Origin of the sequence: Exiguobacterium acetylicum DSM 20416 (assembly GCF_000702605.1) — a bacterium.
Classification (GTDB): domain Bacteria; phylum Bacillota; class Bacilli; order Exiguobacteriales; family Exiguobacteriaceae; genus Exiguobacterium_A; species Exiguobacterium_A acetylicum.
The window spans coordinates 1,826,902-1,848,581 of the sequence record NZ_JNIR01000001.1 but is presented as its reverse complement, the minus strand read 5'-3'; the positions used below and the strand labels follow the sequence as shown (position 1 = coordinate 1,848,581).

The following is a 21,680-nucleotide window of genomic DNA, read 5'->3' as shown; positions in this document are numbered from 1 at the left end:
AGAGATCATTCAGCTAAATCTATCCAATATAACCGAAAAAATTTTTTCCTTTAATTGGATAAATGCTATAATAAACCTTTAGTAGATGTAATGTTTTGATATAAGGGGAAGGAAGTTACAAAAAATGAAGCAGACGACTCTTGCTGTGTTCATCGCATCTTCACTTTTGATTGGTATTCATCCGGGTGAAGTGAGTGCGGCGACGACAAAAAAGACGTACCGGATCACACCAAAAACAGAAGCAATTGACCCGACGATCCGTAAATATACGACCTATAACGCAAAGACGCGTAATCACTATACGATGCGCTCCTATTTGGAGCGTCTTGAAAAAGAGGGTGGCGGGACACTCGTCTTGACGAAAGGAACGTACCTGTCTCCACTACGTGTCGGTATTCCGTCCAATACGACGGTGATCTTGGAAGATGGCGTCATCATCAAGAAGACGACGGAAACGGGAACGACGAAGATTAGTTCGACGACTAGTGTATTTGATCTTGTTGCTCCATCCGTGTTGCGTTTGAACAAAAAGGTCGGAAAGTATGATGGCTCACAGAACGTTAAAATCATCGGGAAAGGGAATGCGCAAATCGACTTGAAGCGATATACGCGTGGTTCAGCATTCGCCATTGCCCATAATCAAAACTTGTATATCGGCGGCATCACAGTACGGAATCAAAAAGGTTCACATGCGATGGAACTTGATGCGACGAAGAAGGCAGTCATCGAAAACATGAAATTCGTCGACGCCGTCATGATCCCGAATACCGGTCCGAATGAATCGATTAATCTCGATACACCAGACCCGATCACAAAGGGCTTCAACTGGAAGTGGTCGAAACAAGACGGAACGCCGAACGCAGATATCATGATTCGCAATAACCTGTTCCGTAATATCAACGTGGCAATTGGCACACATCAATACACAGAAAATAGATTACACACGAATGTCCGGATCGAAAAAAATACGATTGACGGAACAAAGGATTACGCGATTTCGATGATGAACTGGAAGAATCCGACGGTTCGTTACAATACGATTCGAAATGTGCACCGGGCGGATGGAAAAGCGATGACGATTCTCGGTAGAGGAGTTGTCGGAGGGACGATTCGCTACAATCGATTTGAAGATGCGGATCGGGCGATTCAAATGCAACCGTTCCAAAGCAATGGTTATGCTCCCATCTATAATACGTTTACGTCAGAACAAAAACGTTACATGCAACAAAATACGGTCAAGCAGGTCGGTCTCGATCAAATCGTCTTATTCAAGAAACTCAATGAGTTCACGTACAAGACGGCAGAACGCTACGATTTCATTCCATACTAAGACATAAAAAAAGCACCCAAGACGTAAGTCAAGGGTGCTTGTGTCATATTACGAACGCATTTGTTGCAAGAACGGTTCGATATCGACTTGAAGCGCTTCTGATAGTTTCTGACCGAGTGAAGCATCAGCACGGTAGAAGTTACAGATTGCGAGCAAGACTGTGTTCTCATGACGTACTTGTTCGAGATCATTGACTAGGTTCTTCAGAAGAGCTGCTTGCTCGTCTTCTGTCAAACGACGGTATACTTCGCCGGCTTGACCGAAGTTGTTCGTCTTCTCGATTTCGAGACGACCATGTTTATCATCAAGTAACGGCTGGTTTTCTTCCGTATACTCTGGTGTTTCTTTTGGTTCTTCTTGATAACGGTTCGGTTCGTAGTTCACCGGACTCGTTTGCTGACCAACTGGCATTGCACCATCACGTTGGTAGTTATTCACTTGTGCGAACGGACAGTTAATCGGAAGTTGTTGATAGTTCGTTCCGATACGGTAGCGTTGTGTGTCCGAGTAAGAGAACAGACGACCTTGTAACAACTTATCTTCAGATGGCAACATCCCTGGAATCAAGACACCTGGGTTGAACCCGACAGATTCCGTTTCAGCGAAATAGTTGTCGACGTTTTTGTTCAGCGTCATCGTACCGACGTGTTGGAACGGGATGACATCTTCAAACCAATCTTTTGTTGCGTCGAGCGGGTCGAAATCGAACTGATCGACGTCAGCCGGATCGAGCACCTGTACGAACAGATCCCATTCCGGATAATCTCCGTCTTCAATCGCTTGGAACGTATCGTTTGAAGCATGGTTGAAATCTTTTCCTTGAATCTCTGTTGCTTCTTCAGCTGAGAGATTATGAACGCCAGCTTTTGGTACCCAGCGAAGTTTAACATAGACCGTGTTGCCGTGAGCATTCACCCATTTAAATGAGTGGACGGAAGAACCACGCATTTTACGGTAGCTTGCAGGAATACCTTCATCCGTGAAAAGGTGCATGAGCATGTTCGTCGATTCTGGACGAAGTGTCATGAAGTCCCAGTAACGATCGGGATCTTGAATATTCGTGCGTGGATCTGGTTTAAGTGAATGGACCATATCCGGGAACTTCATAGCGTCGCGAATGAAGAAGACAGGAAGGTTGTTCCCGACGAAATCCCAGTTTCCTTCTTCTGTATAGAACTTGACAGAGAATCCACGTGGATCGCGGAGTGTCTCTGGAGAATGCGTGCCGTGAATAACAGTCGAGAAACGGGCGAAGACAGGAACTTCTGTCCCTTCTTCTTGTAAAAACGCAGCTTTCGTGTACTTTTTCATCGAGTTTTTCACAGTGAAGACACCGTGAGCACCGAATCCACGAGCATGTACAACACGCTCAGGTACACGTTCCCGGTCGAAATGGGCCATCTTTTCGATTAATTGATAGTCTTCTAATAATGTAGGTCCACGACGTCCAGCCGTGCGTGAATTTTGATTGTCTCCGATTGGTACACCTTGATTGGTCGTTAATCGTTTTTCAGTCATCTGTTATTCTCCCCTTTATGTAAGATTACATTGATTATAAAACAATAATCATTCTAAATAAACAATTTTGCTTGCGAATGTTCTGAATCTTTTTGACATGTAGTGAATGTACCCGTGAAAATCAGGTTAGAAACTTCTTGCTTATCCGCTAAAGGATTGCTATTATAATCAAGTATGTGAGCAACGTTCTGTAAGAACATAGAAAGCGGCTTGACATCACGGGAAAACAAGTGCTATGATAGCAAAGTGAAATGACAACAAAGCAGAAGCATCCCGCTTCTCACCATGTATGACGACTCGTACTGGTTCATCATGAAGATACGCAATGTATAGCGATTGCTATGCTTTGACGTTCCTTATGAGTGTGGGCGGGAAGAACTGCCGACGCTTTTTTTATAGCGTTTTCTATCATTCATTTTTCGTGCATTGCACGATGGAGGTGCTAACCATTAGCAAAGATCTGTTAATCAATGAAAGCATCCGTGCCCGGGAAGTTCGTCTTATCGGAGCGGATGGTGCTCAACTAGGTGTCCAATCACGCAACGAAGCGCTACGTCTCGCAGAGGAAGCGGAACTTGACCTCGTCATGGTCGCTCCACAAGCGACGCCGCCAGTTTGTAAGATCATGGACTACGGTAAATACCGTTTCGAGATGCAAAAGAAGGACAAAGAAACTCGGAAGAATCAGAAAGTGATTCAGATGAAAGAAGTTCGTCTTAGCCCGACGATCGAGGAGAACGACTTCCAAACGAAATTCCGTAATGCGAAGAAATTCTTGGAGAATGGTAACAAAGTGAAAGCGAGTATTCGTTTCCGCGGTCGTGCCATCACTCACTCGGAAATCGGTAAACGCGTTCTCGAACGCCTCGCAACGGATTTAAGTGAGTTCGGTGTTGTGGAACAGAGACCGAAGATGGAAGGACGCAGCATGTTCCTCGTGCTTGCTCCTAAGAAAGAAGACTAATCGAATCGAAGTAGGAGGGAATCTCTCATGCCTAAAATGAAATCGCACCGCGGTGCTTCTAAACGTTTCAAACGTACTGCTTCTGGCAAATTGAAACGTGGTCGTGCTTACACAAGCCACTTGTTCGGTAACAAATCAACAAAAGCGAAACGTAAATTACGTAAAGCTAGCATGGTATCTACGGGTGACTTCAAACGCATCCGTCACATGATCGCGAAGTAATTTATCCAATCGTATACAGATTTAGGAGGGAATTTATATGCCACGCGTAAAAGGCGGATATACGACTCGTCAACGTCGTAAAAAACAACTCAAATTAGCTAAGGGCTACTACGGCTCGAAACATACACTCTTCAAGGTTGCGAAACAGCAAGTCATGAAATCTCTCATGTACGCTTACCGTGACCGTCGTCAAAAGAAACGTGACTTCCGTCGCCTCTGGATCACTCGGATCAATGCGGCAGCACGTATCAACGGTCTTTCTTACAGCCGCATGATGCATGGTCTTAAATTAGCAGGTATCGACGTTAACCGTAAGATGCTCGCTGACCTCGCAGTTACAGATGCAACTGCATTTGCTTCACTTGCTGACACAGCAAAAGCAAAATTGAACGCTTAAGTTCTACAATTCGTCGGGGAATTTAATTCTCCGACGTTTTTTTCGATTTAATGATAAAATAAGAAGGCACGTCGATGAGACGGTCATATGATTTTTTTAGATAGAAGGAGAATTAAAGATGGATTGGTTGACACTTTTTGAGATGCAAGAACAGTTGGATAAACGGATTCAGTCAGAACATCAATTGACAGGCAATCAATTCGACGAGCGTTTACTCGCCTTATTGGTCGAACTCGGTGAACTTGCGAACGAGACACGTTGCTTTAAGTTCTGGTCGAAGAAGGGACCATCCGCTCAAGTCACAATTCTTGAGGAATATGTCGATGGCGTCCATTTTCTACTCTCACTAGGTCTAGCGCTTGAGTACAAGAAAAGTCATTTTACAGAAGGTGACTTCTATTTGACAGCAACGGATGCTTTTTTAGATGTCTATAACAAAACGAACGTCTTTGCGATTTCGCGGACGGAACAAAGTTATGACGTTCTGATTGGTGCATACCTTGCATTAGGTGCTACACTAGGCTTTACACAGGATATGATTTTCAAGGCTTACATTTCTAAAAATGAAGCAAACCATGTGCGACAAGACAACGGTTACTTAAGGAGGAAATCAGATGAACGAACAATTACATATGCTAAAACGTCTCACGGACGCAACAGGTGTACCGGGAAACGAAAAAGAAGTCCGGAGCCTCATGCGTGAATATTTAGAACCTCATGCAGAAGCATTCCACCAAGATGGTCTCGGTAGTCTGTTTGCTGAACATAAAGGCGCAGGCGAAGATGCACCACGTGTATTGATTGCTGGTCACATGGATGAAGTCGGATTCATGGTCACGAAGATCGATGAAAAAGGATTCCTTCGTTTCCAACCACTCGGCGGTTGGTGGGGTCAAGTCCTCTTGGCACAGCGTATGAACATTGTAACGTCATCTGGTGAAGTCATTCCAGGTGTAATCGGTGCAAAACCACCTCATGTTTTACCACCGGAAGCGCGCAATAAGCCGGTCGACATTAAAGATATGTTCATCGATATCGGTGCTTCATCAAAAGAAGAAGTCGACGGTTGGGGAATTCGTCCGGGTGATACGGTCGTTCCACATTGCGAATTTACTGTGATGAAAAATGAGAACTTCTTGATGGCAAAAGCGTGGGACAACCGGATTGGTTGTGCCATCGCAATCGAAGCAATCAAACGCTTAAAAGCAGACGGTCATCCGAACACGATTTTCGCAGGAGCGACTGTTCAGGAAGAAGTCGGGTTACGTGGGGCTCAAACTGTCGCACACTTGCTCAAACCATCAATCGCCTTTGCTGTCGATACAGGTATCCCGGGTGACACGCCAGGGATGACCGATCGTGAAGCATTGTCGAAATTAGGTGAAGGCGTTCAAGTCATCATGTTCGATGCAACGATGATCGCACATCGCGGATTGATTGATTTCGTGACGAAAGTTGCAACAGAAGAAAATATCAAGTATCAACTGGACTTAACACCAGGTGGCGGAACGGATGCAGCGAAGTTCCACTTATCGAATACAGGTGTTCCATCACTTGCATTGACTGTACCGATCCGTTACCTGCACACGAACGTCTCAATCATGCATAAAGCCGATTTCGAAGCAGCCGTCGATTTAGTCGTTGCTGTGACAAAACGTTTAGATGCGGAGACTGTCCAAGCGATCTACGAGGGGTAATAAAACAATGAAGCACATCGCATCAGCAAAGAACGAAATCGTTAAACAATGGAAAAAACTCTTAACGAAAAAAGGACGTCTGCAGACGAATCGCTTTTTGATTGAGGGAGAACATCTGATTGAAGAAGCTGTTCGCGCCGGAATCGTCAAGGAATTGATCGTGCGTGAATCGTACCAAGTACCCGGTTCTTGGAAACGAAATGCCGATGTCTTTACGATCGATGATGCCGTCATCAAAGTATTGGCTGAGACGGAAACGTCGCAAGGCATTTTCGCTGTCTGTGAGATGAAACAAGCTTCGGCACAATTAGAGCGAGGACGCTATCTGCTCCTCGATCGTCTGCAAGATCCAGGGAACGTCGGAACGATGATTCGGACAGCTGACGCAGCTGGATTCGATGGTGTCGTCGTCGGACCGGGAACAGTTGACGTCTATAACGGAAAAGTCATCCGTGCGACGCAAGGATCGCTATTCCACCTACCTGTTATCTCCATGCCGCTCGAAGAGGCAGTCAATGCCTTGCACGAGCAAGGAATTGCGGTAATCGGAACGGCGTTAGAAGGGGCGACGTCTTATCAAGGGATCGCACCGATGGACGCACTCGGTTTAATCATCGGGAATGAAGCACAAGGCGTTGCGCCAGAGTTGCTCTCGTACTGTGATGAGCGTGCCTACATTCCGATTCGTGGTAAAGCAGAGTCGCTGAATGCAGCAGTAGCGGCTGGTATTTTGCTCTATCATTTTGCAAGCGTGGATTGAAACCGACAGGCGTTCATGCTAAAGTGAACATCAGGAATATATCATGGACGTTGATGGAACAGAGTACGTTAGGGAACGATTCAATCAGGGAGAAGCGGTCGTAGACTGAAAACTGCTTCGTGAATCTGCTAACCGAATTCACTCCGGAGTCGCACGAGAGATCGTGACGGGATGCGCCCGTTATCGCGCGATTGGAGGACTTTTCGATTGAAAAGTCAAACAAGGGTGGTACCACGGTGTTTACATCGTCCCTTCGGCATTTGCCGGAGGGACGTTTTTTTATATCTTCAACTAAAGGAGTGGGAAAGATGCGCGAGCAATTAGAAGCATTACGCGATGAAGCGTTGACATTAGTCGATCAGGCAACGACACAAAAAGAACTCAATGATGTCCGAGTCAAGTATCTCGGAAAAAAGGGGCCAATCACAGAAGTATTACGAGGAATGGGAAAGTTATCAGCGGAAGAACGACCAGTCGTCGGTGAGATCGCAAATACGGTCCGTCAAGCGATCCAAGAGCAATTGGAACAACGTCTGACAGCTGTCAAACAACAAGAAATGGATGCGAAACTGGCAGCGGAAGCAATTGACGTCACGTTACCAGGACGACCGAAAAAGGTCGGTCATGCGCACCTCTTGCAACAAGTGACGGATGAGATCGAAGACATCTTCGTCGGACTCGGTTACACGATTGCCGAAGGACCAGAAGTCGAGCAAGATCTCTTCAACTTCGAGATGTTGAATTTACCGAAGGATCACCCAGCACGCGATATGCAAGATTCATTCTACATCACGGAAGAAATTTTGATGCGAACGCATACGTCACCGGTCCAAGCACGGACGATGCTCGCTTCTAAAGGTGAACCGATCCGCATTCTCTGCCCAGGTAAAGTCTATCGTCGAGACGAAGATGATGCGACGCACTCGCACCAATTCATGCAAGTCGAAGGACTCGTCGTCGGAGAATCGATTTCGATGGCAGACTTAAAAGGAACGCTTGAAGCCTTCGCGAAGCAGATGTTCGGTGAAGCACGTGAAGTCCGCTTACGCCCAAGTTTCTTCCCATTCACAGAGCCGTCCGTCGAAGTCGACGTCTCGTGTTTCAAATGTGGCGGTAAAGGATGCAATATCTGTAAACAGACGGGTTGGATTGAAATTCTGGGTGCGGGAATGGTCCATCCTCACGTTCTTGAAATGGCTGAATATGATAGCACGAAAATGTCAGGATTCGCATTCGGAATGGGTATCGAACGGATTGCCATGTTGAAATACGGTGTCGATGATATTCGCCACTTCTATACGAATGACGTTCGCTTCAGCGAACAGTTTTAAGGGGGAACGCAGATGTTAGTCTCAAAACAATGGTTGAACGAATATGTGGATGTCAGTCACACGTCAGGACAAGATTTGGCTGATTTGATTACAAAGAGCGGGATCGAAGTCGAAGGCGTCGATGTCCGGGATGAAGCGTTGAACAATATCGTCGTCGGACGTGTGTTAACGAAAGAAAAACATCCAGAAGCAGATAAATTGAACGTCACGACGGTCGACATCGGACAAGACGAACCGGTTCAAATCGTGTGTGGTGCACCGAACGTCGAAGCTGGACAAGATGTCATCGTCGCACGTGTCGGAGCTCGCTTACCAGGTATTAAAATTAAACGTGCCAAATTGCGCGGTGTCGTCTCAGAAGGGATGATCTGTTCACTCGAAGAACTCGGATTCGAAAAGAAATATATCCGAGAAGATGAGCAGGACGGGATTCATACGTTCCGTGAACCAGTCACACCAGGACAAGACGTCTTGGAGTTACTCGGTCTACGCGATGAAATCCTCGAACTTGGGTTAACGCCGAACCGTTCGGACTGCCTCAGTATGTATGGTGTCGCACACGAAGTGGCGGCGCTTTATGATACGACACCGACTTTCCCGGTCGTTGAAGTCAAAGAAGCAGAAACTGCGACGGCAGTCGACGTGACGCTTGATTCAGAGGACTGCCCGTTCTACGCGGCACGAGAAATTCAAGGCGTGACGATTCAAGAATCACCGACTTGGTTAAAAAACCGTTTGATCGCGAACGGCATTCGTCCGATCAACAACGTCGTCGACGTTACGAACTTCGTTTTACTCGAGACAGGTCAACCGCTTCATTCATTTGATGCCGAAAAACTCGGAAAACGGATCGTCGTGCGTCAAGCGCGCGCAGGGGAGTCGTTCACGACGCTAGATGAAGTCGAACGGACGCTCGATTCTTCGATGCTCGTCATCACAGACGGGGAACGCCCGGTCGCACTTGCTGGTGTCATGGGTGGAGCGAATACCGAAGTTGACGGGAACACGACATCGATCATTTTAGAATCAGCTTACTTCGCACCGATTTCCGTTCGGAAGACGAGCCGTGTTCTTGGACTTCGTTCTGACTCAAGTGCCCGTTTCGAAAAAGGTGTTGATCCACGTCGTGTCTTGTTAGCACTCGATCGGGCAGCAGCTTTGATTGCTGAACTCTCGGGTGGAACGGTTCAAGCGGGTGTCGCTCAAGCCGGAACGCTCGAGCTTGACGATCATTTGATTGAAGCAAGTGTCTCATACATCAATCATCGTCTTGGTATGGAAATCGAAGGAACGGTCATGCAAACGTTACTCGAACGTCTTGGTCTCGGTGTTGAATTGTCGGGTGATGCCTTGACGGTCAGCGTACCGACTCGCCGCCAAGACTTGAAAATCCCAGCTGATTTAGCAGAAGAAGTGGCACGTCTCTATGGATATGATGCCCTGACTTCAAGCTTACCGTCTGAAGCGAGCCGTGGTTTTTTACCGAAACGGAACATACACCGTCGTCATTTACGCCGGACATTGCAGGGAGCGGGTCTTTCACAAGCGATCACGTATTCATTGACGAGCGAACAACGCGCGATGCAATTTAATGAACGGGAAGATTTGCATCCGGTCAAACTGGCGATGCCAATCAGTGAAGCCCGTTCGACACTGCGGACGTCACTCATTCCGGGACTCCTTGAAGTCGCGCAGCATAACGTCGCACGACAGCATGCCGACGTTGCGTTTTATGAACTCGGCAGTGTTTATCTGCAACGGGATGCGTCACTTGAAACACTCCCGATCGAACAAGAAATGATCGGTGGTGTCGCAGTCGGTGTGTCAGAACAACACCGGGCGCACGGAACACTTGTCAAAACGGATTTCTTCGTCATGAAAGGAATCGTCGAGACACTCGGATCTGCAGCCGGTGTCACGTTGACGTTCGAGGCAGCGAACATTCCATCGATGCACCCAGGACGGACGGCACGCATTCTGCTTGACGGAGAAGCGATCGGATTCGTCGGTCAAGTCCATCCTGGTCTGTCAAAAGAACAGTATGGTCTAAAAGAAGTGTACGTCTTTGAATTAGAGGCGATGGTACTGCGTTCGAAGGAAGAGCAGGTCTATTCGGAAATTTCACGTTTCCCATCGATGACACGAGACTTAGCAATCGTCGTCGAACGTTCAGTGCCAGCACAAGCAATCGTTGATGTCATGACGGAAGCAGCCGGTCCACTTCTACAGACGATCGAATTGTTCGATGTCTATACGGGTGAGAACGTCGGAGAGAATGAAAAATCATTTGCTTTCTCCCTCCGTTATCAAAACAAAGAACGGACGTTAGTCGATGAAGAAATCACGACAGCGCAACAGCGAGTCGTTGATGCAGTGAAAGAAACGTTTAATGCGGAACTTCGCGCATAATCAGGATAAACAAACAGCCGCTTTCCTTTCAAAGGAAGGCGGCTGTTTTCGTTTAATGGGATAGATTTAAGAAGCAAGTTCTTCTGTTTCAGATGACGCAGCTTTTCGTTTCGTAAAGGTGAAATACAGTAGACCACTTACGAGAACGATCAGACTACAGGATAAGAACATATTAGAATAGCCGATGCCGCTTGCGACTGTGGCGAGAATCAAGGCACCGATTCCAAAGCCTGTGTCGTAAGCAAGGAAAAAGGTCGAGATGGCTTTTCCTTTCTGTGCGGGCGGCGCGAAGTTCAAGAGGACAGTTTGAAGTCCCGGGAAGATGGAAGCAGAACCGATACCAATGATGATGGCAGCAGTCAATAAACCAGCAAACGAAGGATACATGCCGAGAATGACAAAGCCAATCATATAAAGGGCATAAGACGGCAACAGCACGAATGCAGCCCCTCGCTGATCAAACAATTTTCCGGCAATTGGTCGAATCCCGACCATTCCGAGAGCGACTAACGCATAAAAATAAGAAGCATATGCGATATGTCCAATCGAGTCCGTATACAGTGAGATGAAGGCGGATGTACTAGAAATCGCAACGCCTGCCAAAAGAGTCGCGACCAACAAAAGCGGACGTGATAAGAAGAGAGATTGGCTTAGACGAAACGCGGAAGTACTTGGAACATGTTGGCTCGTCAGCGGTAGACGCATCATGAACAACAAGGCGATGACTGCTAGGGCAGCAACTGTCACGAAGTACAGAACGAATGCTTTTTCTTGAATAAAGGCAAGACCGATGACAGGACCAAGGACGGATGCCAAGTTCATCGACAGGACGAAATACCCCATCCCTTCGCCTTGACGTGTTTTTGGAATCAGTGTCGTGACGGCGAGGCTGATCGAAGAAGATAACATCCCGAAACTAAATCCGTGGATGATACGGATGATGATTAGATAGAAAAATGATTCCAAAGGTAGGACAAGCATATAGCAGATACTCATGACTGTAAAGAGACTTGCAGAGATCATCAAGATGCGCTTTAAGTCGTAACGATCCAACCAGTGACCAATCAATGGACGAGAACAGACGGTTGCTAGAATGAAGCTCGTCACGATCCACCCGAGTGCTGAAGCGGAGACTGGAAACTGTTTAGCAGCGAGTAAAGGAAGTGACGCATTTAATAAATAAAACGTGATGAAGAGCAATAGATTAATGATCAGCGTCATGACGTAATGACGCGAGAATAACCGAGCAGTCATAAGGATTCCTCCTGTCGATGTAGAGTAAGTAAGTGCGTCATCCACTCACCGAGCTGTTGCTGATCGGTAAGGGAGAAGGAGGTAAGTAATCGTTGGTGTGTTTCTTGAACCGCAGCGTCGATTTGGTCGAACCGTTCGATGGCTAAAGGTGTCAATGAGACAAAGTGTGTTCGTCCTTCTTTTATCCGAGTGATGAAACCAAGCGTCTCAAGACGTGAGACGGTTTTTGTCACAGCTGGTTTTTCAATGATTAGATAATCTGCCAATTGGACTTGTGAAACAGGTTGTAGTAATGCAACTGCTTTTATTAGTGCCCATTGACCCGTGTGTAAAGAGTATGGAAGCAAAGTAGCATCAATCTCTCGTTTGACGAGACGTGAGACTTTTGATAATTGTCCGAGAACATCTTCTTGTGTGTAGAGCATTTTATTTCTCCTTTTAGTTAACTAGTTAACTTTAAGAGTGTATCAAAGCTGATTAAGAGGTGCAAGGGAAGAAACGCTCATTTCATGCATTGAAGTGAATTATTTTCTAGCACGATAAAAGATTAAGCAGGTATTAAAGCGGGTATGTTCCGTAAAAGAGTATTTGATTTACTTGAAACCATGGATACGACTGCTTATGTGATCGGTTGACTAAATCATCTTGACATAGAGAAGAGACAAGAAGGGAAGAGTACATCATGAATCGACTAGCGAAGCTTCTGACTGAACTATTACCAATCACTATAAATGAAGCAATCAATCCACTCATCACGAATATCGCAACAGATTCGAGACAAATCACACCTGGCGGATTATTCATCTGTATCAACGGCTACACTGTTGATGGTCACGATTATATCAATCAGGCAATCAAAAACGGAGCTGCGGCGATTTTAGCTGAACGATCGTTTCCGGATTGTCCGGTTCCCGTCATTACTGTGCCGGATACGAAACGACTTGCAGGTCAAGTCGCGAATCGCTTTTACGATCAACCGAGTCAAAAGATGCGTGTCTACGGTGTAACCGGAACGAATGGAAAAACGACGACGACGAAATTGGCGTATGATCTCTTTCGAGCAGCAGGTATAAAAGCCGGCATGATCAGCACGGTCGGTGCACGAATTGATGAGGAACTCATTGAGACGCCGAATACGACGCCTGAAGCCATCATCTTACATCGACTGTTGTATGAAATGGTTGAACAAGGCATGACGGATTGCATCATTGAAGTGTCTTCTCATGCATTAGCTGAAGGTCGAGTCGAGGGAGTCTCCTTCCACTCGGCAGCATTTACGAACCTGACACATGATCATTTGGATTACCATCATTCAATGGAGGATTACGCCAAGACGAAAGCCTTATTGTTTCAACAAGTCGCTGCGTCAAATGGTCGGACCATCGTCTTAAATCGAGAAGATGGTTGGAGTCGCGTCATGCGAGAAGCTGCGCCTTTGCAACCCGTCATCTGGTATACGACGCAACCGCACCGAACATCACAAATCGCAGTCGAATGGCTGACGGATACTGTTAACGTGCGCATCGATGAGACGACGACGCGTGTGCCGACAGCTTTACTAGGTGAATTCAATGCAGCGAATTTAGCGGCGGCGATGGGATTATTGCGGGCAGGCGATGCCAATCTCTATACGTTGATTCGTCATATTCCAGAACTGGAATTGCCGAAAGGACGACTTGAACGATTGGACTGGGCACCTTGTGAGATTTATATCGATTATGCCCATACACCGGATGGTCTAGAAAAATGTTTACAGGCACTCACTTCTTCCGGAGAGTCGCTATCGGTCGTTTTAAGCGCAGCTGGAGAGCGTGATCGAACGAAACGAGCAGAGATGGGGCGAATCGCAAGCAAATATTGTGAACACATCATCGCAACGGTCCATGATGCGAGGACAGAGAATCCGGATCAAATCATCGAAGAGCTAATCGTCGATATTCCACGTGAACATTTAGTAGGGTGCCATACATCCCGTCACGAAGCGCTCGTACAAGCAGCGCATCTGGCGCACGAAGGAAAACGCATCGTCATCGTCGGGAAAGGTCATGATGAGGTAGAACGAATCGGTACAAAAACGATTCCTTTTAATGAAAAACACATACTTCTTGCGGAATTAGAACGACTGTCTGAAGGGGAGTCCGTCGTTTAAAAAAACCGACCATTCCGTTAAGGTCATGGTCGGTTTCGTTTCGCAGCTAGTTGTTGTGCCTTTTTCGTATTCGCAAAATGGGCTTTCGTCCAGTCACGAAGTTGATCAGCTCCATAACGTAAGATCAGTGAAGCAGCGACTTGATCCACTTTAGCACCAGCACCTTTGGGAATGACGACACCTGTTGTTTCACTCAATTTGTCCATCTCCTTCAAAAAGATGGCGCGAGCGATGATCGAGGAAGCAGCGACGGCGACATGGAGTTGTTCCGCCTTGGTCGAGAAGTAGACATTTTCTCGAACAGGATTGACGACACCAGACAAATGTTTGTAGTAAACAGTCTTTTCAGCGAACTGATCAATCAATATCGCTTCTGGTTTCGTCTCCAGTTGGTCAAGAAGTCGCTCGAGTACATCATTATGCATCAGGGCAGTCATCTTTCCTTGTGTCATCGTCCGTTGCATCTGATTGTATTCTGGATTGTGTAGGATACGATATGTGTACGGAATGACCGCATGGAGATCGCGAGCAATCCGACGAATCTCGGTATCGTTCAGATGTTTGGAGTCCCGAACACCGAGTTCCTGAAGAAGTGCAATCTGCTTTCGATCAACGAAGGAAGCGACGACGACGAGTGGACCGAAGAAATCGCCTTTTCCGACTTCGTCACTTCCAGCGACGGACCATTCTGCAAAACCAGCTGGTAACGTGGATACAAGTGGTTCCTTCGATTTAGTTGGTGTAGCCGTGCCAAAGCGTGAAGCGATGGTTTCAGCTTCGGTTCCTTGAAACATCACTTTTCCAGAATTGTAAATTGTGATGACACATCCAGGTACTTTAGCGGCGAAGCGGGCATACGGTGGACTCTTCGTCTGTCCTTGCTTAAACTCTTGTATGACGAGGTCTTGCTTTTCTTTAGATAAGCGTAAAACGGTAGTTCCCACGAGATAACCTCCCTTTCCGGGATTAAGCATACCATCCTTAAGACCGATGGGGGACTTCTTTTCCTAAAACGAAAATGATGGTACTATATGAAAGAAGCAAAGTATGAGGAGGACAGAAAAATGGCTGATTCAGAAGGGTTGAACCGGACGACGATTCATATCGCAGGCAATGATTATACGATTGTCGGAACGGAGTCGCCAGAACACGTACGCGAAGTGGGTCTCCTCGTGGATACGAAAATTCGAGAAATCCGAGAACAAGCACCACAACTCGACGTTCGTCAAATCGCCGTCCTAGCGGCGCTTAATATTGGTAGTGATTACGTAAAAATAAAAAAGAATTTGGGTGAACTATAAACTATGATTTCTCTCGTTATCTTATTACTTCTCGCCTTAGGCGTCATGACGGGTGTCCGACGGGGAGTCGTATTGCAGGCCGGGCATTTGCTCAGCCTGATCATTTCCTTCATCGTCGCCTTGTCGTTCTATGAGGAACTGGCGACGAAATTCCGTTTGTGGGTTCCATATCCGTCTACACTGGATGATGCGGGAATCGACTTGACGATGTTCGCAATTCCAAGTTCAGCACGACTTGATGAGGTATTCTACAAAGCCTTTTGGTTCGTCGTCCTGTTCTTCGGTACAAAGATCATCTTAGCAATTTTGTTGTCGATGTTTGATTCGTTGACGAACATTCCGATTTTAAAACAAGTCAAAGGATTATTAGGTGGTGTCTTCGGCTTCATCGAGATGTACATCTTCATTTTCTTACTCTTGTTCCTCGCAGCATTCGTTCCGATCCAGTCGATACAGGATGCGATCGCAGACTCGAGTTTGGCAAGTTTCATCATCCAACATACACCGCTCCTTGCGAATTGGCTGATGGATCAAGTTGGATTGATAAAATAAACATGCTCCCGTTAAATGGGAGCTTTTTTTGAGGGGAGAATTGCACATGCGTACGATTCAAGATGCAATGCGTCACTTGGAACGAATCTCAGTTTACCTAGAGGTTAAAGGGGAAAATCCGTTTAAGATCAATGCTTTTCGAAAAGCAGCAAGTATCCTCGAGGCATCGGATGCTGACTTCATGGCAATCGACGATTTTACGGCGATGAAGGGGATTGGTAAAGGAACGGCTGCTGTTCTTGAAGAGTACCGGGAAACAGGAACGAGTACGGCACTGACGGAACTCGAACAAGAAGTACCGGAAGGACTGATCGCTTTACTAAAGATTCCAGGTCTTGGTGGGAAGAAACTTGCTAAATTACATGAAGTCGGCGTTATTGATGCGGATTCCTTTGCAGAGAAATTAGCGGATGGTACAGTCGAAGCGATGCCTGGATTCGGTAAGAAGACGGTCGAAAAGTACGTCAAAGCGCTCGAAACGTTTGAAACACGACCGGAACGATTACCGTATGGTGTCATGCGAAAGGTCGTTGCGGAATTAAATCAGACCCTTGCGTCGTTCGATGAAATCATTCGCTTCGAAGTTGGTGGAAGCTTCCGCCGAGCAGAAGAGACGTGCAAGGACCTTGATTTCATCCTCTCGACGAACGAACCGGAACGGATCAAGGAGCAACTCTTGGAACTGTCGCTGATCGATGAAGTCATCGCTGCCGGCAGCACGAAAGTATCACTCGTCTTAAAACGAGACGTTCATTATATCGCGGTTGATTTCCGAATCGTCGATGACGCGGCGTACGCATCCACATTACATCACTTCACGGGTTCGAAGGATCACAATGTTCGGATGCGTCAACTCGCGAAAGAACGAGGAGAGAGCATTTCTGAATATGGCGTTGAGACCGAACAAGGATTAGTCCAACCGAAGACGGAAGAAGAATTGTTTGCGCGGTACGACTTACCGTTCATCGCACCTGAATTACGAGCAGGGCGGCACGAGTTTGAACAGGATTTGTCACGCCTTTTGACGGAACAGGACATCCAAGCGGATGTACACATGCATACGACATGGTCAGATGGAACATTATCCGTTGAAGAACTAGTCGATGCGTGTGCTGCACGAGGGTATACATGGATGGCGATCACCGACCATAGTAAGTATATGAAGTTCGTCAATGGATTGACGGAAGAACGCTTACGTGCGCAACGTGTCGAAATTGAAGCAGCACGTAAGAAACATCCCGAGATGACGATTTTATGTGGCGTCGAGATGGATATCTTGCCTGATGGATCGCTCGATTATGAAGATGATTTCTTAAAAGAGATGGATTACGTCATTGCTTCGATTCACTCGAAATTCGATCAGACGGAAGAAGAGATCATGCAACGGCTTGAGAATGCGTGTCGTAATCCTTACGTTTCTCTGATTGCCCATCCGACAGGACGGATCATCGGTAGACGAGAGGGTTATGCCGTCAACGTCGATCGCTTGATCGAACTGGCAGCCGAGACAGGAACAGCGCTTGAGATGAATGCAAACCCGGCACGATTCGATTTGACGGCGAGTTCCCTAGCAAAAGCAAAGGCTGCTGGTGTGAAAATTTTGATCAATACGGATACACACCGACCAGAAATGTTAGAAGATATGAAACTTGGAGTCCTCCATGCACGTAAAGCCTATTTGGAGGCGTCTGATGTCATCAATACGTGGGGTGCCGAAGAGGCACTTGCCTTCTTCGGTCGAAAACGTTTAGGAGTGGATTAAATGAATGCCAACGCATTACGCGTCTTAGAATATGAGAAGTTAAAAGAAAACATGTTATCGTTCACGGCAAGCTCACTGGGTGCACAGTTCGTTCGAGCGATGCGTCCAGCGGAAGAGTTTGAGCAGGTCAAGGAATTATTGGCTGTCACGACGGAAGCAACGACGGTCTATCGGTTGCGTGACCGTTATCCGTTCGGTGGATTGACAGATGTCCGCAGTGAAGTCAAACGAGCAGAGATTGGTTCGGTCCTCTCGACGAGTGAACTCTTATCCGTCGCAGACGTCGTTTATTCAGGACGTCAAGTAAAGGCGTTCCAGGAACGATTGCATGAGGATCACGCGGATCTACGATTACCACGACTCGATAGTCGCATCGAACAGATCACGAAGCTTGTTGAGATCGAACAAGGGATCCGTCATGCCATCGACGATCAGGGAACTGTCCAAGATTCGGCAAGTGATAAACTACGAGCGTTACGTAGTCAGTTACGCTCGCTCGAAGGACAAGTTCGTTCAAAAATCGATAGTGTCTTACGCAGTAAAGCGAAGATGCTGTCTGACGCCATCGTGACGATGCGAAATGATCGCTATTGTGTTCCGGTCAAACAAGAATACCGTCAAGCGTTCGGCGGAATCGTCCACGATCAGTCGGCGTCCGGTGCGACGTTGTTCATCGAACCACAAGCTGTCGTCTCTGCAAACAACGAGATCCAAGAAGCGCGTTTGAAAGAACGAGCTGAAATCGAACGAATCCTTGCCCAACTGTCGGCACTTGTCGGGAGTGTCGGTGATTCGCTGCGCATCAATCTCGATGTACTAGCAGAACTCGATTTCATCATGGCGAAAGCATTATACGGTCATCAGATTGGTGCTGTCGAACCACGCTTGAATGAAAATCGCCATATCATTCTGAAGGAAGCACGACATCCCTTCATTCCAAAAGAAGAGGTCGTACCGATCACTGTCTCGCTGGGTGGCGATTTTACATCCCTCGTCATCACTGGTCCGAACACCGGTGGTAAGACGGTTACCTTAAAGACGATCGGTCTTCTGCAATTGATGGTGCAATCAGGTCTATACGTACCGGCCGCAGATGAGACGGAGCTCAGTGTCTTCGATGCGATTTATGCTGATATCGGGGATGAACAGTCGATTGAACAAAACTTATCGACGTTTAGTTCGCACATGACGAACATCGTCTCGATGATGGAAAAAATCGATTTCATGAGTTTAGTGCTGTTTGATGAATTAGGGGCAGGAACGGATCCGACAGAAGGAGCTGCCTTGGCGATCGCGATTCTTGATGAAGTAAAACGCCGCGGAGCGCGCGTTGCAGCGACGACACACTATTCGGAATTAAAAGCATATGGCTATAACCGAGAAGGGGTCGTCAATGCATCGATGGAATTCGATGTCGAATCACTCAGTCCGACGTATCGCTTACTCATCGGTGTACCCGGACGCTCGAACGCATTCGAGATTTCAAAACGTCTTGGACTCGAAGATCGGATCATCGATGCGGCACGTGGTCAAATCGGTAGCGACGCACAGTCCGTCGAAACGATGATTGAACGACTGGAAGAAGCAAAACAACGTGCTGAAACGTTAGAAGCGCAGTTGCTTGAAGAGAAGAAGCGACTTGTTGCGGAGCGTGAGCAATTCGAGCAAGAACAAGCCGAGATTCAAGAAGAGAAAAACGAGATTTTGGCAAAAGCAGAAGAAAAAGCAGCACGTGCAGTCGAACGTGCTCAAAAAGAAGCAGAAGGCGTCATTAAACGTTTGAAAGAATTACGTGATGCTGGTGCCGTCAAAGAGCACGAACTGATCGAAGCACGTAAAAAACTTGAAGATGCGAAGCCAAGTCTGCAAGAAAAGCGGATCGCTAAAGTGAAAGCAAAATACGATCAAACGCCACGTTTTGATAAAGGCGAAGAAGTCAAAGTCACAACCTTCAATCAAAAAGGCTATATCATCAACCAACAGGCGAACGGCGAGTACACCGTTCAAGTCGGCATCATGAAGGTGAACGTCAAACCGGAAGATCTTGCGAAGATCGGCAGTACTCCAAAACGTCCGCAAACAAAAGGGCGTTCTGGTGGCACGAGTGTGACGAAACAATCGGCGCCTTCAGCTGAACTGGATTTACGTGGCGTCCGTGTTGAAGAAGGATTATCGAAGCTCGAACGCTTCATGGACCAAGCTTTGTTATCGAACTACGACCATATTCGCGTCATTCATGGTCTAGGCACGGGAGCGATGCGTCAAGGTGTCCAAGAATTCTTAAAAGGTCATCGTCACGTCAAAGGTCACCGCTTAGGTGGCCAAGGTGAAGGCGGACACGGTGTGACGATCATCGAACTGAAATGAGGAAAGTAAGATGAACATTTTTGAGAACGTCTATGTCTATACGACAGCGCTCTATTCGGTCGCGGGATTACTGATCATTTTAGGACTTGCACTTTTTGAGTTGACAACCCGGTATAAAAACTGGGAACATATCAAGAGTGGCAACATCGCCGTTGCGTTAGCAACAGGTGGAAAAATCATCGGACTCGCCAATATCGTTCATTTCGCTGTTCAAGGGGAAGAACGGGTCGGGTCGATATTTCTTGAAAGTGCTTTTGGCTTCTTACTGTTAATATCGACATACTGGATCTTTGAATTCCTGACACCGAATTTGCCGGTAGACCGTGAAATCGAGAATGGCAACATTGCTGTCGGTATCATTTCATGTGCCTTATCGATCGGCATGTCCTACGTCATCGGATCAGCGTTAGTGGGGTGAATTCGTGTTAGAACGTTTAGCGAAAATCATGTTCGGGGTTTCGATCGCCTTTTTGGTCGTCGGTATCCTTTGGATTGTATTTAATTAAAAGAACCGGTCTTACCGTGTGATCATTCCGTACTGACATCGTTTCAGTACGGAATTTTTATTGAGCCACGCCTAATCAAAAAAGGAGGAACGCATATGAACGTACGAAAAACATCAACAACGACAGAAACGAGACGCCGTGCTTTTGAGGCGATGCAATTGATTTCTTGGAAGGACATCTTTTGGGTCATCATCGGGTCGGCGATTCTCGCCTTTGGAATCAACTACTTTACGATTCCGAACGATCTTTCAGAAGGCGGATTAATCGGGATCACGGTCATCTTCTACTATCTCTATGGCTGGGATACGGGACTTGTTTCCCTGATTGCGAACGCCTTGCTGTTCATCGTCGGTTATCGATTCCTCAGTCGGAAGACGATGCTTTACTCCGTCATCTCGGTCGCCGTCACATCATTTGTCCTCTCCTCGACTGCTAGTCTTGCGACATCATCTGACAGCCGTTTAATCGGTACGGTCTATGCGGGAATTCTGATTGGCGTCGGAATCGGACTTGTCATTCGTGCTGGAGGAACTACGGGCGGCGGAGTGATCATCGCTCGACTGATGAATAAGTACTTGAATCTCAGTATCGCGGTCTCGATGTTCATCATCGATGTCGCGGTCGTCGGTGCATCAGGATTTCTGTTCGGAGAAGAAACGATGCTGTACACGTTGATTGCGATCATCATCGGCTCGTATTTGATTGATCTCGTCAGCGAAGGATTGAATGTCCGCGAAGCGGTCACGATCATCAGTCATCGCCAAGAGGAAATCGCGACGATCTTGACAGAGACGCTCGGTCGTAGCGCGACGGTCATCCACAGTCACGGTCATTTCACGAAACAAAAGAATGATATGTTGTATATGATCGTCGATAAACGACAACTGGCACCGTTGAAACAGATCGTCGAAGCAGCGGATCCCCGCGCCTTCGTCGTCATTCATAAAGTGCGCGAAGTCATTGGTGAAGGATTCACGTATCCATCTCGGTAATGCCTATTAAAAAGCAGTACTTCTTCTTTTTCGGAAACGAGAAAGGGAGGTGCTGCTTTTTTGTATGATGATTCCGATTGAAAGAATCGAAAAAAACAAGCAGATTCGATTTCTTTTTTTGGATTTTACTGGCATGTCGAATTCGATTCAACGTATAATAAAAATGAAT

General features: G+C 46.8%; 19 protein-coding genes and 1 pseudogene. 16 read left to right on the top strand and 4 right to left on the bottom strand.

From position 1 onward, the window contains the following. The first annotated feature begins 124 nt into the window (after positions 1-124). Entirely contained in the window at positions 125-1,330 is a 1,206-nt protein-coding gene (locus P401_RS0109935; protein ID WP_236627107.1) for a glycoside hydrolase family protein, read from the top strand. Between the two features lie 48 nt (positions 1,331-1,378). On the opposite strand, the gene P401_RS0109930 is transcribed toward P401_RS0109935, so the two are convergent. Continuing rightward, the gene (locus tag P401_RS0109930; RefSeq protein WP_029342319.1) at positions 1,379-2,848 is read right to left on the bottom strand and encodes a catalase; all 1,470 of its coding nucleotides are present in this window, start codon (positions 2,846-2,848) and stop codon (positions 1,379-1,381) included. Positions 2,849-3,281: 433 nt separating this feature from the next. On the opposite strand from P401_RS0109930, the gene infC reads away from it, so the two are divergent. The 8 genes and pseudogenes from infC (at position 3,282) to pheT (ending at position 10,628) form a co-directional block, all read left to right on the top strand. Beyond that, positions 3,282-3,812, top strand: coding sequence for a translation initiation factor IF-3 (gene infC / locus P401_RS0109925; protein WP_029342318.1), 531 nt, complete (start codon positions 3,282-3,284; stop codon positions 3,810-3,812). Between the two features lie 27 nt (positions 3,813-3,839). Next, a complete protein-coding gene (rpmI, locus tag P401_RS0109920) occupies positions 3,840-4,034 on the top strand; it encodes a 50S ribosomal protein L35 (protein WP_023469015.1) in 195 nt (64 codons plus the stop codon). Positions 4,035-4,071: 37 nt separating this feature from the next. Then, positions 4,072-4,431: a 50S ribosomal protein L20 gene (gene rplT, locus P401_RS0109915; protein ID WP_012371057.1), complete on the top strand. Its 360-nt coding sequence runs from the start codon at positions 4,072-4,074 to the stop codon at positions 4,429-4,431. A gap of 118 nt (positions 4,432-4,549) precedes the next feature. Continuing rightward, positions 4,550-5,029 (top strand): annotated as a pseudogene (locus P401_RS0109910) (dUTP diphosphatase); the annotation flags it as partial. A gap of 16 nt (positions 5,030-5,045) precedes the next feature. After that, a complete protein-coding gene (locus P401_RS0109905) occupies positions 5,046-6,128 on the top strand; it encodes a M42 family metallopeptidase (protein ID WP_029342316.1) in 1,083 nt (360 codons plus the stop codon). Next, complete coding sequence (locus P401_RS0109900) at positions 6,103-6,888, top strand: TrmH family RNA methyltransferase (RefSeq protein WP_412767686.1); 786 nt, start codon at positions 6,103-6,105, stop codon at positions 6,886-6,888. Before P401_RS0109905 ends, P401_RS0109900 begins: the two co-directional genes overlap by 26 nt. 308 nt (positions 6,889-7,196) lie before the next feature. Next, positions 7,197-8,219, top strand: coding sequence for a phenylalanine--tRNA ligase subunit alpha (gene pheS, locus P401_RS0109895; protein WP_029342314.1), 1,023 nt, complete (start codon positions 7,197-7,199; stop codon positions 8,217-8,219). Positions 8,220-8,231: 12 nt separating this feature from the next. Beyond that, positions 8,232-10,628: a phenylalanine--tRNA ligase subunit beta gene (gene pheT, locus P401_RS0109890; protein WP_029342313.1), complete on the top strand. Its 2,397-nt coding sequence runs from the start codon at positions 8,232-8,234 to the stop codon at positions 10,626-10,628. Between the two features lie 66 nt (positions 10,629-10,694). On the opposite strand, the gene P401_RS0109885 is transcribed toward pheT, so the two are convergent. Continuing rightward, positions 10,695-11,882 carry an MFS transporter gene (locus P401_RS0109885; protein ID WP_029342312.1) on the bottom strand — a complete coding sequence of 396 codons (1,188 nt, stop codon included), beginning with the start codon at positions 11,880-11,882 and terminating at the stop codon, positions 10,695-10,697. Beyond that, positions 11,879-12,307, bottom strand: a complete 429-nt coding sequence (locus P401_RS0109880; RefSeq protein ID WP_029342311.1) for a MarR family winged helix-turn-helix transcriptional regulator — start codon at positions 12,305-12,307, stop codon at positions 11,879-11,881. The genes P401_RS0109885 and P401_RS0109880 overlap by 4 nt, the downstream gene beginning before the upstream one ends. A 257-nt stretch (positions 12,308-12,564) precedes the next feature. Here P401_RS0109880 and P401_RS0109875 point away from each other — a divergent pair, with 257 nt between their 5' ends. Then, positions 12,565-14,031: a UDP-N-acetylmuramoyl-L-alanyl-D-glutamate--2,6-diaminopimelate ligase gene (locus P401_RS0109875; protein WP_029342310.1), complete on the top strand. Its 1,467-nt coding sequence runs from the start codon at positions 12,565-12,567 to the stop codon at positions 14,029-14,031. A gap of 23 nt (positions 14,032-14,054) precedes the next feature. Here P401_RS0109875 and rnhC read toward each other — a convergent pair whose 3' ends face one another. Then, the gene (gene rnhC, locus P401_RS0109870) at positions 14,055-14,975 is read right to left on the bottom strand and encodes a ribonuclease HIII (protein ID WP_029342309.1); all 921 of its coding nucleotides are present in this window, start codon (positions 14,973-14,975) and stop codon (positions 14,055-14,057) included. A 120-nt stretch (positions 14,976-15,095) separates the two neighbouring features. Here rnhC and zapA point away from each other — a divergent pair, with 120 nt between their 5' ends. The 6 genes from zapA to P401_RS0109840 all read left to right on the top strand — a co-directional run bounded on the left by zapA (position 15,096) and on the right by P401_RS0109840 (position 21,511). Next, on the top strand, positions 15,096-15,332 hold the full coding sequence (gene zapA / locus P401_RS0109865) for a cell division protein ZapA (RefSeq protein WP_029342308.1): 237 nt from the start codon (positions 15,096-15,098) through the stop codon (positions 15,330-15,332). Positions 15,333-15,335: 3 nt separating this feature from the next. Next, positions 15,336-15,884: a CvpA family protein gene (locus tag P401_RS0109860; RefSeq protein ID WP_029342307.1), complete on the top strand. Its 549-nt coding sequence runs from the start codon at positions 15,336-15,338 to the stop codon at positions 15,882-15,884. Positions 15,885-15,930: 46 nt separating this feature from the next. Further along, positions 15,931-17,646, top strand: coding sequence for a DNA polymerase/3'-5' exonuclease PolX (gene polX, locus P401_RS0109855; RefSeq protein WP_029342306.1), 1,716 nt, complete (start codon positions 15,931-15,933; stop codon positions 17,644-17,646). Beyond that, positions 17,647-20,013: an endonuclease MutS2 gene (locus P401_RS0109850; RefSeq protein ID WP_029342305.1), complete on the top strand. Its 2,367-nt coding sequence runs from the start codon at positions 17,647-17,649 to the stop codon at positions 20,011-20,013. Positions 20,014-20,023: 10 nt separating this feature from the next. After that, positions 20,024-20,431 (top strand): DUF350 domain-containing protein, encoded by a 408-nt coding sequence (locus tag P401_RS0109845; RefSeq protein ID WP_023469001.1) that lies wholly within the window; start codon positions 20,024-20,026, stop codon positions 20,429-20,431. A 183-nt stretch (positions 20,432-20,614) separates the two neighbouring features. Then, positions 20,615-21,511 carry a YitT family protein gene (locus P401_RS0109840; protein WP_034786074.1) on the top strand — a complete coding sequence of 299 codons (897 nt, stop codon included), beginning with the start codon at positions 20,615-20,617 and terminating at the stop codon, positions 21,509-21,511. The last annotated feature ends 169 nt before the right edge of the window (positions 21,512-21,680 follow it).

Bases quoted from the DNA above. Each gene is read 5' to 3' on its own strand.
- P401_RS0109930 (WP_029342319.1), bottom strand. From the start codon at position 2,848: ATGACTGAAAAACGATTAACGACCAATCAAGGTGTACCAATCGGAGAC.
- pheT (WP_029342313.1), top strand. From the start codon at position 8,232: ATGTTAGTCTCAAAACAATGGTTGAACGAATATGTGGATGTCAGTCAC.
- zapA (WP_029342308.1), top strand. From the start codon at position 15,096: ATGGCTGATTCAGAAGGGTTGAACCGGACGACGATTCATATCGCAGGC.
- P401_RS0109860 (WP_029342307.1), top strand. From the start codon at position 15,336: ATGATTTCTCTCGTTATCTTATTACTTCTCGCCTTAGGCGTCATGACG.
- polX (WP_029342306.1), top strand. From the start codon at position 15,931: ATGCGTACGATTCAAGATGCAATGCGTCACTTGGAACGAATCTCAGTT.
- P401_RS0109845 (WP_023469001.1), top strand. From the start codon at position 20,024: ATGAACATTTTTGAGAACGTCTATGTCTATACGACAGCGCTCTATTCG.
- P401_RS0109880 (WP_029342311.1), bottom strand. From the start codon at position 12,307: ATGCTCTACACACAAGAAGATGTTCTCGGACAATTATCAAAAGTCTCA.
- P401_RS0109885 (WP_029342312.1), bottom strand. From the start codon at position 11,882: ATGACTGCTCGGTTATTCTCGCGTCATTACGTCATGACGCTGATCATT.
- P401_RS0109905 (WP_029342316.1), top strand. From the start codon at position 5,046: ATGAACGAACAATTACATATGCTAAAACGTCTCACGGACGCAACAGGT.
- P401_RS0109840 (WP_034786074.1), top strand. From the start codon at position 20,615: ATGAACGTACGAAAAACATCAACAACGACAGAAACGAGACGCCGTGCT.
- P401_RS0109935 (WP_236627107.1), top strand. From the start codon at position 125: ATGAAGCAGACGACTCTTGCTGTGTTCATCGCATCTTCACTTTTGATT.
- pheS (WP_029342314.1), top strand. From the start codon at position 7,197: ATGCGCGAGCAATTAGAAGCATTACGCGATGAAGCGTTGACATTAGTC.
- rplT (WP_012371057.1), top strand. From the start codon at position 4,072: ATGCCACGCGTAAAAGGCGGATATACGACTCGTCAACGTCGTAAAAAA.
- rpmI (WP_023469015.1), top strand. From the start codon at position 3,840: ATGCCTAAAATGAAATCGCACCGCGGTGCTTCTAAACGTTTCAAACGT.
- P401_RS0109850 (WP_029342305.1), top strand. From the start codon at position 17,647: ATGAATGCCAACGCATTACGCGTCTTAGAATATGAGAAGTTAAAAGAA.
- P401_RS0109875 (WP_029342310.1), top strand. From the start codon at position 12,565: ATGAATCGACTAGCGAAGCTTCTGACTGAACTATTACCAATCACTATA.
- infC (WP_029342318.1), top strand. From the start codon at position 3,282: ATGGAGGTGCTAACCATTAGCAAAGATCTGTTAATCAATGAAAGCATC.